The sequence below is a fragment of the Streptomyces sp. NPDC046977 genome (assembly GCF_040644455.1).
Classification (GTDB): domain Bacteria; phylum Actinomycetota; class Actinomycetes; order Streptomycetales; family Streptomycetaceae; genus Actinacidiphila.
This window is the reverse complement of the sequence record NZ_JBEYWO010000011.1, coordinates 13,761-30,386: the sequence shown is the minus strand read 5'-3', so window position 1 is coordinate 30,386 and position 16,626 is coordinate 13,761. Positions and strand designations below refer to the sequence as shown.

General features: G+C 74.4%; 15 protein-coding genes and 1 pseudogene. 5 read left to right on the top strand and 11 right to left on the bottom strand.

The window, feature by feature from the left end; all coding sequences use genetic code 11:
• Positions 1-84: 84 nt before the first annotated feature.
• Entirely contained in the window at positions 85-1,089 is a 1,005-nt protein-coding gene (locus ABZ883_RS18410) for an alpha/beta hydrolase (protein WP_360907069.1), read from the top strand.
• Between the two features lie 56 nt (positions 1,090-1,145).
• Here ABZ883_RS18410 and ABZ883_RS18405 read toward each other — a convergent pair whose 3' ends face one another.
• Both ABZ883_RS18405 and ABZ883_RS18400 read right to left on the bottom strand, forming a co-directional pair.
• Positions 1,146-1,850 (bottom strand): 4'-phosphopantetheinyl transferase superfamily protein, encoded by a 705-nt coding sequence (locus ABZ883_RS18405; protein ID WP_360907067.1) that lies wholly within the window; start codon positions 1,848-1,850, stop codon positions 1,146-1,148.
• The gene (locus ABZ883_RS18400) at positions 1,847-2,254 is read right to left on the bottom strand and encodes a RidA family protein (RefSeq protein WP_360907065.1); all 408 of its coding nucleotides are present in this window, start codon (positions 2,252-2,254) and stop codon (positions 1,847-1,849) included. The genes ABZ883_RS18405 and ABZ883_RS18400 overlap by 4 nt, the downstream gene beginning before the upstream one ends.
• 149 nt (positions 2,255-2,403) lie before the next feature.
• On the opposite strand from ABZ883_RS18400, the gene ABZ883_RS18395 reads away from it, so the two are divergent.
• Complete coding sequence (locus tag ABZ883_RS18395) at positions 2,404-2,619, top strand: DUF6296 family protein (RefSeq protein WP_360907063.1); 216 nt, start codon at positions 2,404-2,406, stop codon at positions 2,617-2,619.
• Positions 2,620-2,756: 137 nt separating this feature from the next.
• Here the strand turns inward: ABZ883_RS18395 and ABZ883_RS18390 are convergent, their stop codons facing one another.
• On the bottom strand, positions 2,757-3,272 hold the full coding sequence (locus ABZ883_RS18390; RefSeq protein ID WP_360907061.1) for an FBP domain-containing protein: 516 nt from the start codon (positions 3,270-3,272) through the stop codon (positions 2,757-2,759).
• A gap of 86 nt (positions 3,273-3,358) precedes the next feature.
• Positions 3,359-3,508: pseudogene (locus tag ABZ883_RS18385) on the bottom strand (S1 family peptidase); the annotation flags it as partial.
• A 509-nt stretch (positions 3,509-4,017) separates the two neighbouring features.
• Here ABZ883_RS18385 and ABZ883_RS18380 point away from each other — a divergent pair.
• The 3 genes from ABZ883_RS18380 (at position 4,018) to ABZ883_RS18370 (ending at position 10,131) form a co-directional block, all read left to right on the top strand.
• Positions 4,018-5,091 (top strand): terpene synthase family protein, encoded by a 1,074-nt coding sequence (locus ABZ883_RS18380; protein ID WP_360907059.1) that lies wholly within the window; start codon positions 4,018-4,020, stop codon positions 5,089-5,091.
• A gap of 39 nt (positions 5,092-5,130) precedes the next feature.
• Positions 5,131-6,129: a LuxR family transcriptional regulator gene (locus ABZ883_RS18375; protein WP_360907057.1), complete on the top strand. Its 999-nt coding sequence runs from the start codon at positions 5,131-5,133 to the stop codon at positions 6,127-6,129.
• A 255-nt stretch (positions 6,130-6,384) separates the two neighbouring features.
• Positions 6,385-10,131, top strand: coding sequence for a S8 family serine peptidase (locus ABZ883_RS18370; protein WP_360907055.1), 3,747 nt, complete (start codon positions 6,385-6,387; stop codon positions 10,129-10,131).
• Positions 10,132-10,200: 69 nt separating this feature from the next.
• Here ABZ883_RS18370 and ABZ883_RS18365 read toward each other — a convergent pair whose 3' ends face one another.
• The 7 genes from ABZ883_RS18365 to ABZ883_RS18335 form a co-directional block, all read right to left on the bottom strand.
• On the bottom strand, positions 10,201-11,058 hold the full coding sequence (locus ABZ883_RS18365; protein WP_360907053.1) for a serine hydrolase: 858 nt from the start codon (positions 11,056-11,058) through the stop codon (positions 10,201-10,203).
• 203 nt (positions 11,059-11,261) lie between these two features.
• On the bottom strand, positions 11,262-11,891 hold the full coding sequence (locus ABZ883_RS18360; protein ID WP_360907051.1) for an alpha-ketoglutarate-dependent dioxygenase AlkB: 630 nt from the start codon (positions 11,889-11,891) through the stop codon (positions 11,262-11,264).
• A gap of 37 nt (positions 11,892-11,928) precedes the next feature.
• Complete coding sequence (locus ABZ883_RS18355; protein ID WP_360907049.1) at positions 11,929-12,822, bottom strand: sigma-70 family RNA polymerase sigma factor; 894 nt, start codon at positions 12,820-12,822, stop codon at positions 11,929-11,931.
• Between the two features lie 75 nt (positions 12,823-12,897).
• A complete protein-coding gene (locus tag ABZ883_RS18350) occupies positions 12,898-13,614 on the bottom strand; it encodes a DUF2470 domain-containing protein (RefSeq protein WP_360907047.1) in 717 nt (238 codons plus the stop codon).
• 77 nt (positions 13,615-13,691) lie between these two features.
• Positions 13,692-14,246 (bottom strand): hypothetical protein, encoded by a 555-nt coding sequence (locus ABZ883_RS18345; RefSeq protein ID WP_360907045.1) that lies wholly within the window; start codon positions 14,244-14,246, stop codon positions 13,692-13,694.
• 67 nt (positions 14,247-14,313) lie between these two features.
• Positions 14,314-15,600, bottom strand: a complete 1,287-nt coding sequence (locus ABZ883_RS18340; protein WP_360907043.1) for an MFS transporter — start codon at positions 15,598-15,600, stop codon at positions 14,314-14,316.
• 49 nt (positions 15,601-15,649) lie between these two features.
• The gene (locus tag ABZ883_RS18335; protein WP_360907041.1) at positions 15,650-16,618 is read right to left on the bottom strand and encodes a GlxA family transcriptional regulator; all 969 of its coding nucleotides are present in this window, start codon (positions 16,616-16,618) and stop codon (positions 15,650-15,652) included.
• Between the last annotated feature and the right edge of the window lie 8 nt (positions 16,619-16,626).

Below are 16,626 nucleotides of genomic sequence, written 5' to 3'. Positions count from 1 at the left end.
CGCACGCGGCGGGCGGCGCGGGAACGGCGGGCGAACGCTGGAAGGCGACCTCCATCCCTTCCGCGAAAGAGGGACGACGCCCCCATGGACATCGACACCGATCCGATCCCCCGCACCCCGCCCCGCCCGGGCCGCATACGCACGGCCGCGCCCCTGACCGCGGTGCTCGCCGCGGCGGCCCTGGCCGCCGCCCCCGTCGCGGCCGCGGCAGCCCCCGGCGACGGCCGCACGGGCTCCGGCAAACCCACCGTGGTGCTCGTGCACGGCGCCTTCGCCGACGCGTCCAGCTGGAACGAGGTCGTCCGCCGCCTGGAGGGCGAGGGGTACGACGTGATCGCCCCCGCCAACCCGCTGCGCGGCCTGACCAACGACTCCACGTACATCGCCAGCGTGCTCAGGAGCGTAAAGGGCCCGATCGTGCTGGCCGGCCACTCCTACGGCGGCGCCGTGATCAGCGAGGCGGCCGCCGGCAACCCCCAGGTCAAGGCGCTGGTGTTCGTCTCCGCCTTCATGCCGGACCGGGGCGAGACGCTTGCCGCGCTGGGCGCGAAGTTCCCCACCACCGGCCTGGACGGCGCCCGGCGCACGGTGCCGTACCGCGACGCGACGGGCAGCGGTGTCGACGTCTACGTCCGCGACTCCCGCTTCCACAGCGTCTTCGCCGCCGACCTCCCCGCGGAGCAGGCCCGGCTGATGGCCGCCGAGCAACGGCCCATCGCCACCGCGGCGTTCACCCAGGCGGCGACCGGCGCGGCCTGGCGGACCGTGCCCTCCTGGGCCCTGGTCGCCACCGAGGACCACGCCATCAACCCCGCCCTGGAACGCTTCGAGGCCGAGCGCGCCGGCTCCCGCACCGTCGAGGTCGCCTCCTCGCACGTCGCGATGATCTCCCACCCCGACGTGGTGACCCGGCTCATCCGCGAGGCCGCGGCCTCCGCCGCCGCGCCCGCCGCGGCAACCACCGGTGCCCCCGCCCTGGCTGCCACCGGCTGGCGCGAGACGGTTCTGACCGCCATCGGCGGCATCGCGGGCGCCGCACTCATCATGGGCGGCGTCGCCCTCGCCCTCGCCCGCAAGTCCCGCGGCTGACCGCCCGCGGTGGGCGGGACGGTGCGCACCCGCCCACCGCGGGGGCCCGCGGGTCCTCAGTCCTCGCGCACGGCGATCGCGGCCATGTGGTCCGCGCCCGCGGCGATGTCGTGGACCCGCCAGCCCGTGGGGCCGGGCGGCGGGGTCGCGGCGGTGCCGAGGTAGTCGGCGGAGGGCTCGCGGGACAGGCCGGTGCCCAGCGCCTTGAGGTAGGCCTCCTTGCGGACCCAGGCGCGGGCGAAGGCGAGCGCGCGGTCCGGTTCCGCGAGGGCCTCCAGTTCCGCGACCTCGCGCGGGTGGAGCGACTGCCACACCCCGTCCGGGGCTGCCCCGCGGGGCACCTCCTCCACGTCGGCCCCGACCGTGACCGCGGCGAACGCGAGCAGCGACAGCCCCCGGGTGTGCGAGAGCGAGAAGTGCGGCCGGCCCTGCCGCACCACGGGCCGGCCGTGGGGGCCGCCGCAGGTGGGGCAGGTCTCGCGGACGAACGCCACCGCGCCGGGGGCCGTGCCGAGGTAGGCGCCCAGCAGCATCCGCAACGCCACGTGCGCGCACACGTAGGCGTCCCGGTCGCGGTCGAAGCGGAACGCCGCCGCGCGCCGGCGTTCGTCGGCGTCCAGCACGTCCGGCGCGAGCCGGGCGGCGTCCGACGCGGTGGCGGCGGTGTCCACCAGCCACAGCCGGGGCGGCCCGCCGGGTGCGGGCGGCGCCGGGTCGGGGGGCGGGGCCCCCGGGTCGAACGGCCGCGGGACGAGCGTCACGGCCGTACGTCCCGCACGATCGCGTAGGCCTCGACCTCCAGCAGCAGCTCCGGCCGGAAGAGGGCGGCCACCTGCACCGCGGTGCTGGCCGGGGGGCGGGCGGTGTCGATGTGGGCGTCCCGCGCCGCGCGCACGGCGGGCAGGACGGCGACGTCCGTGACGAAGAAGGTCAGCTTGGCGACATCGCCCCAGTCCGCCCCGGCCGCCGCCAGGCAGCGCCCGAGGTTCGCGAAGACCTGGCGGGCCTGCGCCGCCGGGTCGCCGGGGCCGACGACCTCGCCGTCGGCGTCCAGCGCGATCTGCCCGGAGATCGCCACGAAACGGCCCTCGCCCATGACGACGTGGCTGTAGCCGCCGGCCGGGGCGATCCCGTCCGGCGCGGCGATGTGGGTGAGGTGCGACATCGGGTTCCCCCTGGGACGTACGGCGACGGCGGTCCATGATCCCGCACGGTCTCGCGGGCCCGCCATCGGCTACGTCACAGCGGATGTCATGGGAGAGTGATTCTCTGGGCATAAATGGTCATAAGGTGCGGAGACAGGAGGTTCCCCACATGTCCCACTCCGAAACGTACGAACTCACGTTCCCCGTTTCCGGTGACACCGTGGTCGTCCGGCGCACCGAGCGCAAGGGTGCCGGAGGGCATCCCGTCTACAGCGACGACACCGGCATCGTGCAGGCGGAGATCAGCGACCGCGGCGAGGTCCGCATGCTCGCCACCGGCGGGCACCAGCGTCCGGACATGCCCTCGCGCGCCAGGCCGAACTGAGCGGCACCGCCCCGTTCCCGAAGCGCCGCCCGCCGGGCCCCCGGCCCCCGGTCACCTGCCGGAGGCGGTCCGGCGAGGGCGGGCCCCATCTCATCGCTGACGTCGGCCGCCTGGGTGCGGGGAGGCCGCGCGACCGGTCAGGCCGGTGCCTGCGTGCCGTCGAAGACCTTGTCCAGGAAGGCCGCCAGATTGGCCCGTGCCCGCGCCACCCGCTCCTCCTGCGTCAGCGTCTCCTCCATGCGCCGCACCAGGGCCGAGGTCTTCCTGCCGCGGACGTACAGCGAGCAGGCGAGGTCGGCGCAGATGTAGGTGCCGACGGTGTTGCCCTGGCGCCCGGCGGGGCCGACCTTCGGCGCGGCGAGCAGGTCGACGCCCGAGCCGGCGTGCGAGGTGAGGCAGATGGAGCACAGGCTCGTCCTGAGCAGGCTCCTGCTCGCCGCGGAGGGCGCGCGCATCGACAGGCCGACCATGCGCCCGTGCCGCTCGGCGACCAGGTAACCGCGGTCCGGGGCCCCGGGGTCGCGCCACCCGAGGAAGTCGAGGTCCGCCCAGGGCAGCCCGTCCAGGTCGCGCGGCAGGTTGGCCCGGCGCGCCTCGCCCTTGGAGCAGTTGACGAACGCGTCGCGGATCTCGGTCTCGGTGAGCGGGTCCATGGTGCCGGAAGCTAACACCGGCGCGCGGGGCCTGTCGCGGGGATTTCGGGCGTCTCCGCGTCGCTCGCCGCACGCGACGGGGGTCGGCCGATGGCGGCGCCGTACGGCTGGAGCGCGTCCGTGACCGGCGGGAAGAAGGTCTCCCCACCTCTGCCGCTGTCGCCCGGCTCGGCGCACACGTCGAGCCCGGTGACCGTGCCGTCGTGCACCTGGGTGGTGCTGCCGCTGCGCCGCACCGCCAGGGTGGCCCGCGTGGGGGACGGGCCCGCTCGACTGCCGCGCACCCCGGGAGTTCCCGCCGCACGGCAAGCATGTTCACGCCAAACACCGCCGAGTATTCCCAGGCGTTCCGGCGACCGGCCAGGCCGGACCGGGGTCTGCGCAGCCGTCGCACAGGACATCCCGATTCCCTTGGAGGAACCCCTGCCGGGCCGGCGGAACGAGGCCGTCCGCTTCTGCCGGGCCGCCGCGGCCCGCCCGCGCTCGCCCGGGCCGCCCCGGTGCCGCGGGTGTCGGCGCAGGCGAGAGCCCGTCGACGGCCGCCGCCGTGGGGGGTGTCCGGGGGCGCCTGAGCGTTCCCGGGGTGCCCCGGTGGATCCCGGCCCGCTCCGCGGAATTCATGGCCAAAGCCCGGGCTTTTCCCGCCTGATTCCGGCGTTCCGCGGACGGGGCAGGGGTATGAGGCGGGCGGTGGGGATGGCCGAAAAGCATTCCTGGCCCGCGGTACGGGCCGGGAGGGGGGCACGTGGTGGACAAGGCGACGGCGTACGCGCACACGCACACTCCGGCACCGGAGGCCCCCGGGGGCACCCTGCCGGTCCCGGCCGCGGCGGCGGTCCGCATCCCGGGGCCCTCGGCGTTCAACTCCGCCCTCTGGCAGGTCGAACCGCAGGTCGCGGCCTGGGCGCTGCACACCGGACTGCTGTCGGAACGCACCGCGGAACAGGCCCGCCGCGAACGGCACGCGTCCATGGCCGCCCATGTGTGGCCCTGGGCGCCGAGCGGCCGGCTCACCGAACTGGCCCGGCTGACCTTGTGGATGTTCGCCGTCGACGACCGCAGTGACGCCCTGGCGCGCGACCCCGCGGCGGTCCACGCCGAACTGGACGCCATGATCCGCACCGTCGCCTTCCCGGCACCGGCCGCCGCGGCCCCGGTCCCGCCGGCGGTCCGCGCCCTGGCCGACATCGTGCCGCGGATCGGCGCTGCCATGGGACCGGCCTGGCGCGACCGGTTCGGCGCGCACCTGGCCGCCTGGCTCCGCACCAACCAGGACATGCTCCGGCACCGCGCAGGCCACGCCGTACTCACCCCGGAGGCGTACGCCGCCTGGCGGCGGGTCTCCGGCGCGACGGGCTGGTTCTTCGACCTCGTCGAGTACGCCGAGGACGCGGAGCTCACCCCGGCCGAGTGGTCGGCGCCCGCCTGCCGCCGGCTGCGTGAGGCCGCCGCCGACGTCATCGGCTGGACCAACGACCTCTTCTCGCTCGACAAGGAACTGGCGAGCGGCGAGACCGCCAACCTCGTGCTCGTGCTCCGCCACCACCGTCGGCTGCCGCTGCGCGAGGCCGTCGCCGAGGCGCAGCGCCTGCACACCCGCCGTGTCGCCGAACTCACCGCCGCGGGCCGCGCCCTGCGCGCCGAGCCCACCACGGCCGTCCGCCGTGCCGCGATCCGCCGCTACACCGACGGCATCCACGCCTGGGCCCGCGGCTTCCTCGACTTCTCGCGCGCCTCCGCCCGCTACGCCGCCGGAGAGACCCGGGCACAGGGGCGAAATTCGGTCCCTGGCCGCAACAATGGCTTGTTAGGTTCGTGACGGCTTCGGGGGCGCGGTCGGTGAATGGGGAGGGTTCTGATGGAGGATGCTGCGCCGCTCGGCCTGGTCGGGGTGGACTCCGAGGCGGAGAAGACCTACCGCCACCTGCTCGCACGCGGTGGCGGGACGGTCGGCGACGTGGCGGCCGCTTTCGGTGTGAGCTATCCCGAAGGGCTGGCGCTGCTGGAGCGGCTGCACCGTTTCGGGCTGGTCAGCCGCCGTCTGTCGGGCGAGTTCCTGACCGTCGACCCCCGGCACGCGCTGGGCGCGCTGGTGGAGTCGCGGGAACGCCAACTGTCCTCCGTCCGCGACGCGGCGGGCTCGCTCGGCGCGATCTTCGACACCGCGAAGCGGGCCAGGAACGGCAGCCACGGGACCCTCGTGATCAGCGCGCCGGAGGAGATCGGCGACCGCTACTACCGGCTGAAGCAGGCCGCGCGCACCGAGATCTGCTGCCTGGACCGGCCCCCGTTCCTGCTCGTCCCGAACGGGCCGCTCGACGAGGCGGCGGTGGGCCGCGGGGTGCGGGTACGGGCCGTCTACGCGGCCGCCAGCTTCGTCGCGGACGGCGGCCGGCAGGAACTCGGCAGCCTGGTGTCGCGGGGGGAGGAGGCCCGGATCATCCCGACGCTGCCGATCAAGCTCGCCATGGCCGACCGGTCGGCCGCGATGGTGTCCCTGAGCCTGGCGGCCGGCGACAACGCGTGCCTGTACACCGAGGCGCCCCCGCTGCTGGAGGCCCTCGCCGAACTCTTCGAGCGCTACTGGGCGGCCGCCTCACCGCTGGCGGGCACCCCCGGCCCCGGTGACCCGCTGCCCTCCCCTCCCGGCGCACCGGAGGAGGACCGCAAGCCCACGGACGAGGAACGCAATCTCCTGGCGCTGTTCGCTGCCGGCGTCAAGGACGAGGCGATCGCCCGGCAGTTCGGGATCTCGTCGCGGACCCTGCGCCGCCGTATTCAGGACCTTTACGCGGAATTGGGGACGACCAACCGATTCGGCGCCGGTGTTGCGGCGGCGCGCCGCAACTGGGTCTGACCACGGCGGCCGTCGCCCACGTCACCGCAGCTCAGCGCATGCGTGCGGACAACAGGCCATTCGTCGCGCCCAATTGACGGAGCATCAATGAGCGTCAATATGTTCGTAACAAAGCCGGGGAATTGCGGTCGGGGAACGGCCGTCTGTCCAGGTGCGGACATTGGCACTCAAGGGACATGACCTCTTCTTTACAGCGAGGCAAAAGGATGGCTGACTACGCACATCTTTCGCACGCCTAGCCTCTTGAGGTTCCCCTTGCGTATACCTCCGTCCCCCAGACGCGGGCTGACTGTCGCGGTCGCCGCCCTCGTGGCGCTGACCACCATCGGGCCTGCCGCGTCGGCCGAGACGCGTACCCCTCCCGCCCCCGCCCCCCAGCCCTCCGCACGCCCCGGCATCTCGGGCACCGTCACGCTGATCACCGGTGACAAGGTCGCGGTGACCGTCGGCAGCGGCGGTACCACCGCGACCGTGTCCGACGCGCAGGGCAGGCCGGGCGGCGCCCACGTCATGTCGGTCGGCCCCGACACCTACGTCTACCCGGACGCGGCGCTGCCGTGGATCGCGTCGGGCGCGCTGGACGAGCAGCTGTTCAACGTCAGCGAACTGCTCAGGGACGGCTACGACGACGGCCACAGCGACGGGCTGCCGCTGATCGTCACGTACACCGACGCCGCCGCCCGCGCCCGCAGCGCGAGCACCCCGGACGGCGCGCGGAAGACCCTGACGCTCAGCAGCATCCAGGGCGCCGCGATGTCGGCCGAGCACGCCCGGGCGACGGACTTCTGGTCCTCCCTCACCGGCGCCGCCGCCAAGACCGCGGCGGGCGAACAGCCCTCCGGGCGGCTGGCGGGCGGGATCGCCAAGGTGTGGCTGGACGGCAAGGCCAAGGCGACGCTGTCCGACACCACCGCGCAGATCGGCGCGCCGGAGGTGTGGGCGGGCGGCGACACCGGACAGGGTGTGGACGTCGCCGTCCTGGACACCGGCATCGACGCCGCGCACCCGGACTTCGCGGGGCGGATCGCCGCCTCGGAGAGCTTCGTGCCGGGCCAGGACGTCACCGACCGGCACGGCCACGGCACGCACGTCGCCTCGACGGTCGCGGGCACCGGCGCCGCGTCCGACGGCAAGGAGAAGGGTGTCGCCCCGGGCGCCTCGCTGCACATCGGCAAGGTCCTGGACAACGACGGCAGCGGCCAGGACTCCTGGATCCTGGCCGGCATGGAGTGGGCGGCCCGCGACCAGCACGCGAAGATCGTCAGCATGAGCCTGGGCGGTGCCCCCACCGACGGCACCGACCCGCTCAGCCAGGCCGTGAACAAGCTCAGCGCGGAGACCGGCGCGCTGTTCGTCATCGCCGCGGGCAACTCCGGCCCGGAGCCGTACTCGATCGGCGCGCCCGGCGCGGCGGACGCCGCGCTCACCGTCGGCGCGGTCAACGGCCCCGGCAAGGGCGTGGACCAGCTGGCGGAGTTCTCCAGCCGCGGCCCGCGCGTCGGCGACAACGCCGTCAAGCCCGACCTGACCGCGCCCGGTGTCGACATCCTCGCGGCCCGCTCGCAGTACGCCCCGGAGGGCGAGGGCGCGTATCAGACGATGAGCGGTACCTCCATGGCGACGCCCCATGTCGCGGGCGCCGCCGCCCTGCTGGCGGCGAAGCACCCGGACTGGACCGGTCAGCAGCTCAAGGAGGCGCTGGTCAGTACCACGGCGAGCACCCGGCGGTTCAGCCCCTACCAGGGCGGCAGCGGCCGGCTCGACATCGCCGCGGCCGTGAAGGCCACTGTGGTCGCCTCCGGCGCCGCGTTCGCCCAGGTCCGCTACCCGTACACGCCCGGCCAGACGGTCCGCAAGGACGTCACGTACACCAACAGCGGCGCCGAGCCGATCACTTTGGACCTGGGCCTGATCGCGGACAACATCCCCGCCGGGCTGTTCACCCTCACCGACAGCCGTCCGACCGTGCCCGCGCACGGCACCGCCACCGTCGGCGTCGTCACCCACCTCGACCTGGCCGCCGACAACGCCGCCTACACCAGCCAGCTCACCGCGACCGGCCCCGACGGCGTGGTCCGCGCCCGGACGCCGGTCGGTGTGAACAAGGAGGGCCGGCGCGTCAAGCTGTCGGTCACCGCGAAGGACCGCAAGGGCCACGGCCTGCCCGGCACCCTCGTGCTGAAGGACGTCGACCGCAACACCATCCCCAAGGTCTACGCCGTCGGCTCCTCCGGCACCCTGGACCTCAGCCTGGTCCCCAGCAACTACGCGGCCTGGATGTACGCCGACGTCCCCGGCATCGACGGCACGCACACGCTCGGGTTCGGCCTGTTCTCCGCGCCGCAGGTCGACCTGAGCACGGACCGCTCGCTGCGCTTCGACGCCGCGGACCTCCGCAAGGCCGCGGCGATCACCCCGCAGCCGACCGCGAACAGCTTCCTGCGGGTCGACCAGTACCGGTCGTACGGCGACCTGTTCCCGTTCATGGACAGCTACATGCCGGAGTACTGGCGGTACGACAGCCTCTGGGCGGCCCCGACGTCCAAGGTGACGCACGGCTCGTACACCTTCGCCACCCGCTGGCGGCAGGTCCAGCCGCCGCTGACGTTCTCGTCCGGCTCCCAGAGCTACGACGCCGTGACCCTGCAGAGCCTGTCGCCCGTGCTGCCCGAGGGCAGCGGCACGTACCGGGCGGTGTGGGCCGGGGACGGCTCCGCCGCGGAGTTCGCGAAGGTCAAGGTCCGCGGCCAGGTGGCGGTCGTCCGCCGCAGCGACGCGGTGTCCGCGCCCGACCAGGCCGCGGCCGCGGCGAAGGCCGGTGCGAAGCTGCTGCTGATCCTCAACGACGGCTACGGGAAGCTGGACCCGTGGGCCGACCTGCCCGACGCGGCCCCGCTGCCGGTGGCCTCGCTCGGCACCGACGACAGCGTCCGCCTGCGTGCCCGGCTCGGCCGGGCCGGGACGGCAACGCTGAAGGCCGTCTCGCACCCGCACCCGCGCTACCTGTACGACCTGGTCCGGCACTACGGCGGCGCGATCCCGCGCACGCTCACGTACCGGCCCGGACCGGGCGAACTCGCCAGGATCGACGAGTCGTTCCGCGACACCAAGCAGGGCCAGGCGCTCGCACTCCGCGACGACCTGACCGTGGACACCGGCCGGCCCCTGGGCAGCCTGGGGGTCCCGGTCGCGGCCCAGTCCGCGCTCACCTCGTGGGTCACCGCGGGTCCCGGTGTCACGTGGGTCTCCAGCGCGGCGATGCGGGACCTCGGTCTGGGCGGCACGCCGCGCTCCTACAAGGCGCGCAGCACCTCCCGGGAGACCTGGTTCGCCCCCGTCGTGCGTCCGCGGCTCCTCAACGACTCCACCCGCACGTCCCCCTTCCGGGTCGGCGACATCATCAGCTCGTCGTCGATCAGCGCCTGGGGCGACTCCGGCGGCCACGCCGGTGTCCTGTGGGCCGACGGGGAGACCTCGAAGGTCTCGCTGTACCAGGGCGACCAACTGCTCGGTGAGACGGTCAACGAGGGGATCTTCGCCGTCGAGGGCCTGCCCACGGAGCCGCTGCCCTACCGCCTGGTGGTGGAGGGCAAGCGCGACCTGCCGGGCCGGCCGTACTCGACCCGCACCCGCACCGACTGGGGATTCGTCTCCGGCACCACGGACTACTCCGTCATCTCGGCACTGCCGCTCATCCAGCTGGACTACGCGGTGGCGACCGACCTGTCCGGCCGGGCCGGACGGCGGACCGCGCTGTCCGTCACCCCGTCGCACCTGGCCGGCGCGACCGGCGCGGGCGCGATCCGCACGGTGACGCTGGACGTCTCCTACGACGACGGCGCCACCTGGCACCGGACCACGCTGTGCCACCGGGGCACGGCCTGGACGGCGCAGCTGAACGCGCCGCGCTCGGCCCGGTTCGCGAGTGTGCGGGCGACCGCGAAGGACGCCGGCGGCAACACCGTGAGCCAGACCGTCGTCCGCGCCTTCGGCCTCAAGTAGGGCCGCCGGCAAGGCCAATGGGCCCCTGTCCGCCGTCGTGCGGGCAGGGGCCCGCGGTTTGTACGGCTGTCAGCCCGCGGGGCTGAGGTCCTTGTGGACCGCGCGGGCCACCGCCTCGACGGTGGCGACGCCGGAGGCCATGGTCGCGTTGTCGTGGGTGAGCACCGCGAGGCTGTAGTCGTGACCGCCGCCGGTGAAGGCGCCGAGGCTGTGCACCCGCCAGCCGTGCGTGGCGCGGGGGAGCCAGCCGTTCTTGACGTGGACCACGGCGGTGGCGGGCGCTCCCGCCGGGGTGCCCCAGCGCTGCGAGGAGATGACCTTGCTCATCAGCTTGAGGGTGTAGGCGCGCGCGTTGTCGTTGAGCACGCGGTTGTGCGCCGTGACCAGGTCCAGCAGTTTCTGCTCGTCGCCGGCCGTGATCTGCGTCAGGCCCCAGTAGCCGCCCGCGCCGGGCACGGTCCGGGTCATCCCGGCCGCGGACAGGAAGCCCTTGATCTTGTCCGGGCCGAGCTGCTTCCACAGCGTGCTCGTCGCGTCGTTGTCCGACTGCGTGATCATCTTCGACGCGAGACCGGTCTCCCGCGCGGTGAGGTAGCGGCCGTGCTGCGTGGCGTCGCGCAGCAGCGTCGCCAGGACGGTGACCTTGACGGTGCTGGCGGAGTCGAACGCCTGGTCCGCCCGGAGCGTGCACACGGTGTTCGTCGTGCGGTCGTGCAGGGACAGCGCGGTGAGGGCGGTCCTGCCCTTGAGGGACGCTGCGATGTCCCGCTGCAGCTTCGCCGCCAGTCCGGGCTTGCCCGAGACGCAAACCGGCTGGGGCGACGCGGCGACGGCGTTCCCGGCTCCGGCCGCCACGACCGCGGGAACCGCCAGGCCGGCGACCACCGAAGCGGCCCAGAAGCGCCGGGATATTCGTATATGTCCCATTTGTGTCCGCCCATTTCCTGGTAGCCGAAGGCCGGCTCGGCTGACCAGTGTGGGCGCACGGATGTACGGGACGGGATGTGACATCGGCTACGCCGGGCCCCGCGGGCGAGCGCTCCGGCGGCCCCTTCGGAGCCGTCACGGCGCGGCCCCGGCACGAGCCCGTACGGGCCTGCCGGGGCCGGAGGAGGAGCCCGGCGCGCGGACTAGCGCACGCCGCGCGGCCGGAACTGGATGCTGATCCGCGGGCCCACCGCACGCGTGCTCTTGGGTACCGCGTGCTCCCAAGTGCGCTGGCACGAACCGCCCATGACGACCAGATCGCCGTGCCCGAGCGGCAGCCGCAGCGCTGCCGCGCCGCCGCCGCGCGGCCGGAGCGCGAGATCGCGGGGGTCGCCGACGGAGAGGATCGCGACCATCGTGTCGTGGGTCGCGGACCGCCCCGTGCGGTCGCCGTGCCAGGCGACGCTGTCGCGTCCGTCGCGGTAGTAGCAGAGCCCGGCTGTGACGAAGGACTCGCCGAGTTCGCGGGCGTAGTGCGCGTCGAGGGCGTCCCGGGCCTGGCCGAGGGCGGCGTGCGGCAGCGGCGCGCCCTCCGCGTAGTGGCAGAGCAGGCGCGGGACGTCGACCTCGCGCTCGTACATCTGCCGCCGCTCGGCCTTCCACGGGACGGAGCCGGCCAGGTCCTCGAAGAGGGCGTCGGCCCCCCGGAGCCAGCCGGGCAGCAGGTCGATCCAGGCGCCGGCGCCGAGGACCGTCCGCCGCACGCCGTCCAGCGGGCCGAGACGGATGTCGTCGGTCTGGTCGAAGAGCGAGCCCTGCAGCGGTGCGGTCATGGATCCAGCGTAACTCCTTATTCGAACGTTTGGGCTATTAGTCGAACGTGGCGAGGCCGGACCGCTCCAGGGCCTCCAGCCGCGCGGGGTCGGCCAGGATGTCGATCTCCACGATCCGCCCCCCGCTGATCGTCAGGCTCATGACCGCCGTCAGCCGCCCCTCCGGCGCCGTGACGATGCCGTACGCGCCGTTCACCAGCGCGAGGCGCGTGTGCGCCGCGAAGCGCCGGAACAGCATCGCCCGCCCGGCCACCGTGCGCGCCCCGCGTGCCGTCGGCGCCGGCCCGGACCCACCCGCCCCGGTGTCCGCCCGCAGCACCACGTCCGGGTGGAGCAGCCCCACCAGCGCCTCGAAGTCCCCCGCCCGGGACGCCGCCATGAAGGCGCCGACCACCTCGCGCTGCCGCGCCAGGTCCGCGTCGGGCACCGGCGCCTGGCCCCGCACCCGGCGGCGCGCCCGGCTGGCCAGCTGGCGGGCGGCGGCCGGGGTGCGCCCCACCATCGGCGCGATCTCCTCGAACGGCACCGCGAACATGTCGTGCAGCACGAACGCCAGCCGCTCCGCCGGCGTCAGCGTCTCCAGCACCACGAGCAGCGCCAGCCCCACCGAGTCCGCGAGCAGCGCCTCGTGCTCCGGGTCCCCCGGGCCGTCCTGCGGGGCCACCACCGGATCGGGCACCCGGACCTCCAGCGGCCGCTCGCCCCGCGAGGTCCGCGTGCGCAGCATGTCCAGGCACACCCGGCCGACGACCGTGGTCAGCCAGCCGCCCAGGTTGGCGATGCCGTCCGCCCCGGTGCGGCTGAGCCGCAGCCATCCCTCCTGCACGGCGTCGTCCGCCTCGCTCAGCGAGCCCAGCATGCGGTAGGCCACCGCCCGCAGGTGCGGCCGGTTCTCCTCGAAGCGCCGGGCCAGGAACTCCTCGTCGTCCATCGGCGACCTTCCCTCCTCGTCTCCCGTCGGGGCCATGACGAAGCCAAGCAGGCCGATGTGACAGCGCGGGGCGGCTCACCACCCCGGCATCAGGCGGCCGAGGTGGGAGGAGCGGCGCGCACCGCTCAGCAGCGCCTGGATGCGGCCCCCGGCCTGGTCGGCGCTGTCCATCGGCGACGCGAACGGCAGCCGCACGTCGCGGTGGACGCGGGGGTACTCGATGCGCAGGGTGATGCCGTACCGGTCGACGGCCAGCGGGAGCACGCGCTGCGCCCCGGGCGCGGGCAGCGGCCGCACCAGGCGCATCAGCAGCGGTACGAGCTCGTTGTGGTCGTCGAGCAGATGCGTGAGCATGCCGGCCTCGCATGTGGCCAGCGGGTCGGCGGCCGCCGCGACCAGCTCCTCCAGCTCGACCGTGCTGCGTCCGTCCCCGGTCTCCAGGACGGCCTGGGCGAACTCCATGCACTGGCTGTCGGCCGCGTCGGCGCGGTAGGGGGCGGCCAGCCGGCCGGTCACGGTGACGCGGGCGCGCACCCGTTCGCGGACCGGGGTGGGGGCGACGTCGGTGAACTCCAGTGCGGCGGCCACCGATTCGGGGCGGGGGAGGGCCGTGTCCAGGGGGTGCAGATGGAGGTGGCCGGCCAGGTCGGCGGCGGTGAGCCGGGAGACCTCCGCGCGACCGTCGGCGGTGACCACGGTCATCGAGTGCGCCGAGGCGAGGACCGACCGGATGCGCTCGGCGCTGGACGGCGCCAGGGGCGCGGCGAGGGCGGCGTGGAACATGCTGCGCATCCGGATCTCCACTCACGAAGGTCAGCTTAGGTTTGCCTAACCTAACCTACATCCGGATCGCCCGCCCGCGCAGCCGCTCACCACGGACGGCCGGATGCGGAACGACGCCCCCTGAACCTCCGCCGTGGCGGGGGCGCCAACTCCTCCTCCAAGGTGCGCAGCAGGGTCGCGCCCGGGGTGAAGTCGTACGACTCCAGACCCCGGACGTCGAGGTCCCGGCGCAGGTGCACCATCGTCAGATCCCGCCACCGGTAGAGGTCAGGGGGCTGCTCCCCGGTCCGCCGCCACGCGTCGCAGCCCGCCCGCAGCCCGAGCAGCGCGCCGCGTGTCGTCCGGTCGGCACACAGCCCGCCCGCCGAGTACAGCCAGTCGTTGAGTTCGCGCGCGACCTCGCCGGCCGCCTCGGGCGCCACGGCGCCGTCGAGCGTGGACAGCGCCCGCAGCACCTCGAACGCCCGCGGGTACGCCGCGAGACGGGCCTTGTGCACCTCCAGCGCCCACGCGGTCTTGAGGTCCGTCCGCCACTTCTCCCGCTCGCGCCGGATCTGCGCCCACGTCAGCCACCCCGTCCCGGCGCCCACCACCAACGCCACCAGCCCCGACACCGCCGCCGCCACGACCTGTTCGTCCACGTCCCGCCCCTCCCCGCCCCCGTCGCCGCGGGGTGCGGTTCCAGGATGCGGCACGACCGTGTCCCGGTCAGGCCCCGGCGGATTTCGCCGTCTTCTGCCCGCGCGGCCCGGCCGCGGCCGTCCCGGCGCCGGGGGACCGGAAGGCGCGCCAGGGCAGGAGCAGGGCGCTGCCGAGGCAGAGCACGCCGGCGAGGAGGACGGCGAAGCGGACTCCGGCCAGGGCGGCGGCGGTTGCGCCGACGGCCAGCCCCAGCGGCTGGGCGGTCCTGGTGCCGGCCGACCACGCCGTGACCACGCGCACCATGAGGTGGTCGTCCGTCGCGGACATGCGGTAGGCGGCGAACGAGGGGTTGAAGACGCCGGCGGCCGTCAGCAGGCAGGTGTCGGCCGCGACGAGGACGGCCAGGCCCGCGGTTCCGGGCGGCACCCAGGCGAGCAGGACGAGCCAGGGCGTCCGCACCACGCCGAACAGCAGCAGGAGCCGGTGTGCGCCGAGCCGGCGCGAGACAGGGGCGGTGAGGCGGGACCCCAGGACCCCGCCGAGGCACGGCAGTCCGAGCGACAGCCCGTACTGCCACGGTGTGAAGTGCAGTTCCCGGAGCATCAGGACGGCCAGCAGCGGGCTGCTCATCATGACGGCCCCGCTGAAGAGCAGCGCGTTCCAGAAGAGCGGGCGCAGGCCCGGATGCGCGGCGATGTACCGCCAGCCGGCGAGGAGTTCACGTGTCCGCCCCGAGGCCGCCGCAGGCACCGGGGGCTCCGGCTCCGGGCGCCGGATCCTGCCGACCCCCAGCGCGGACAGCAGGAAGGAGACCGCGTCGACGCCCATCGACACCGTCGCCCCGAAGACGCCGACGAGCAGCCCGCCGACCGGCGGCCCCACGCTCAGGCTGAGCCAGTCGGTCGACTCCAGCCGCGCGGCCGCCCGGAGCCGGTCCTCAGGTGGGACGAGCCCTTTGAGGTGTGCGGTGCTCGCCGCCCTGAAGGCGATCGCCGCCGTCGCCTGTACGACGCCCACCACGCACAACTGGACGAAGGTGAGGACGCCGAGGACCGCCGCGACCGGGACGCTGAGCAGCGCTGCGAACCGCAGCAGATCCGCCGCGATCATGACGGGGCGTTTCCGCCGGTGCTCGATCCGTACCCCCAGCGGCAGGGTGACCGCGGCCGCCACGACCGCGGACAGCGCCGCGAGCAGGGAGACCTGGGACGCCGGGGCGTCCAGGGCCACCACCGCGACCAGCGGCAGCGCCCCGGAACCGACCGCGCTGCCCGCCGCGCTCACGGCATAGGCCGCCCACAGGCGGCCGAAGTCCCGTCGTGCGTACGTCGATTGCCCGTCCCGAGAAGCCACGGCGGGTGAGCCTACGGCCTGCCGCGGCCCCTGCGGCGGCCCGCCCGTCCTACCGGCCGCGCCGGGCGCTGCTGAAGCGGCGCTGGTACGCGGCGGGGCTGATGGACAACTCCCGTGCGAAGACCCGCCGGAGACTCTCGTAACTCGGGAACCCGGCCAGCAGCGCGGCCTGCGTCGCGGTGTGCCCCTGGTCGAGCAGGTTCTTCGCGATGTCGAACCGGATCGCCTCGACGTAGCGGGCCGGGGTGGTGGCCAGCTCCGTCCGGAACAGCCGGGTGAGATGGCGGGGGCTGAGGTTGAGGTGCCCGGCGAGTTCACCGAGGGAGTGGTTCCCCGCGGGATCGGCCGTCACCAGGTCGACGATGCTGCGCAGGGCCGGGGACCGGGGCGGCGGGCCCTCCAGGGGCGCGGAGAACTGCGACTGCCCGCCCGCCCGTTGCAGGTAGACCACCAGGGCGCGGGCCACCTTCCGGCTGACCTCCGGCCCGTGGTCCTCCTCGACGAGGGCCAGCGCCAGGTCGATGCCCGCGGTGACACCCGCCGAGGTGTACGTGCTGCCGTCGCGCACATAGATGGCGTCGGGATCGACGCTGACCCTCGGGTGTCGGGCGGCGAGTTCGCGTGCGACCTTCCAGTGGGTCGTCGCCCGCTTGCCGTCCAGCAGCCCGCCGGCGCCCAGGACGAACGCCCCCGAGCAGACCGACGCGACCCGCCCGGCCCGGCCCGCGAGCTCCTTCGCGGCCTCGACCAGGTCCGGCGTAATGGGCGTCCTGGGATAGACGATCCCGCCCGGCATCATGAACGTGTCCGGGTCCGGCTCCGCGGCGGGGCCGCCGTCGACGGCGATCCGGATGCCGATCGACGAGGCGACGTCGGCCCCGGTCGTCGACAGCAGCACGATGCGGTAGTCCGCGCCCAGCCGGTTCGCCTCGCCGAACACCTCCGCCGGCCCGGCCACGTCCAGCAGTGCGACCCCGTCGTAGACGAGGATCGCGACCCGGTGCGTCCCGGAGCTCACAGTCCCGC

Excerpts from the sequence above, each read along its gene's own strand:
- ABZ883_RS18410 (WP_360907069.1), top strand. The coding sequence starts at position 85 with ATGGACATCGACACCGATCCGATCCCCCGCACCCCGCCCCGCCCGGGC.
- ABZ883_RS18400 (WP_360907065.1), bottom strand. The coding sequence starts at position 2,254 with ATGTCGCACCTCACCCACATCGCCGCGCCGGACGGGATCGCCCCGGCC.
- ABZ883_RS18395 (WP_360907063.1), top strand. The coding sequence starts at position 2,404 with ATGTCCCACTCCGAAACGTACGAACTCACGTTCCCCGTTTCCGGTGAC.
- ABZ883_RS18390 (WP_360907061.1), bottom strand. The coding sequence starts at position 3,272 with ATGGACCCGCTCACCGAGACCGAGATCCGCGACGCGTTCGTCAACTGC.
- ABZ883_RS18375 (WP_360907057.1), top strand. The coding sequence starts at position 5,131 with ATGGAGGATGCTGCGCCGCTCGGCCTGGTCGGGGTGGACTCCGAGGCG.
- ABZ883_RS18365 (WP_360907053.1), bottom strand. The coding sequence starts at position 11,058 with ATGGGACATATACGAATATCCCGGCGCTTCTGGGCCGCTTCGGTGGTC.
- ABZ883_RS18360 (WP_360907051.1), bottom strand. The coding sequence starts at position 11,891 with ATGACCGCACCGCTGCAGGGCTCGCTCTTCGACCAGACCGACGACATC.
- ABZ883_RS18355 (WP_360907049.1), bottom strand. The coding sequence starts at position 12,822 with ATGGACGACGAGGAGTTCCTGGCCCGGCGCTTCGAGGAGAACCGGCCG.
- ABZ883_RS18350 (WP_360907047.1), bottom strand. The coding sequence starts at position 13,614 with ATGCGCAGCATGTTCCACGCCGCCCTCGCCGCGCCCCTGGCGCCGTCC.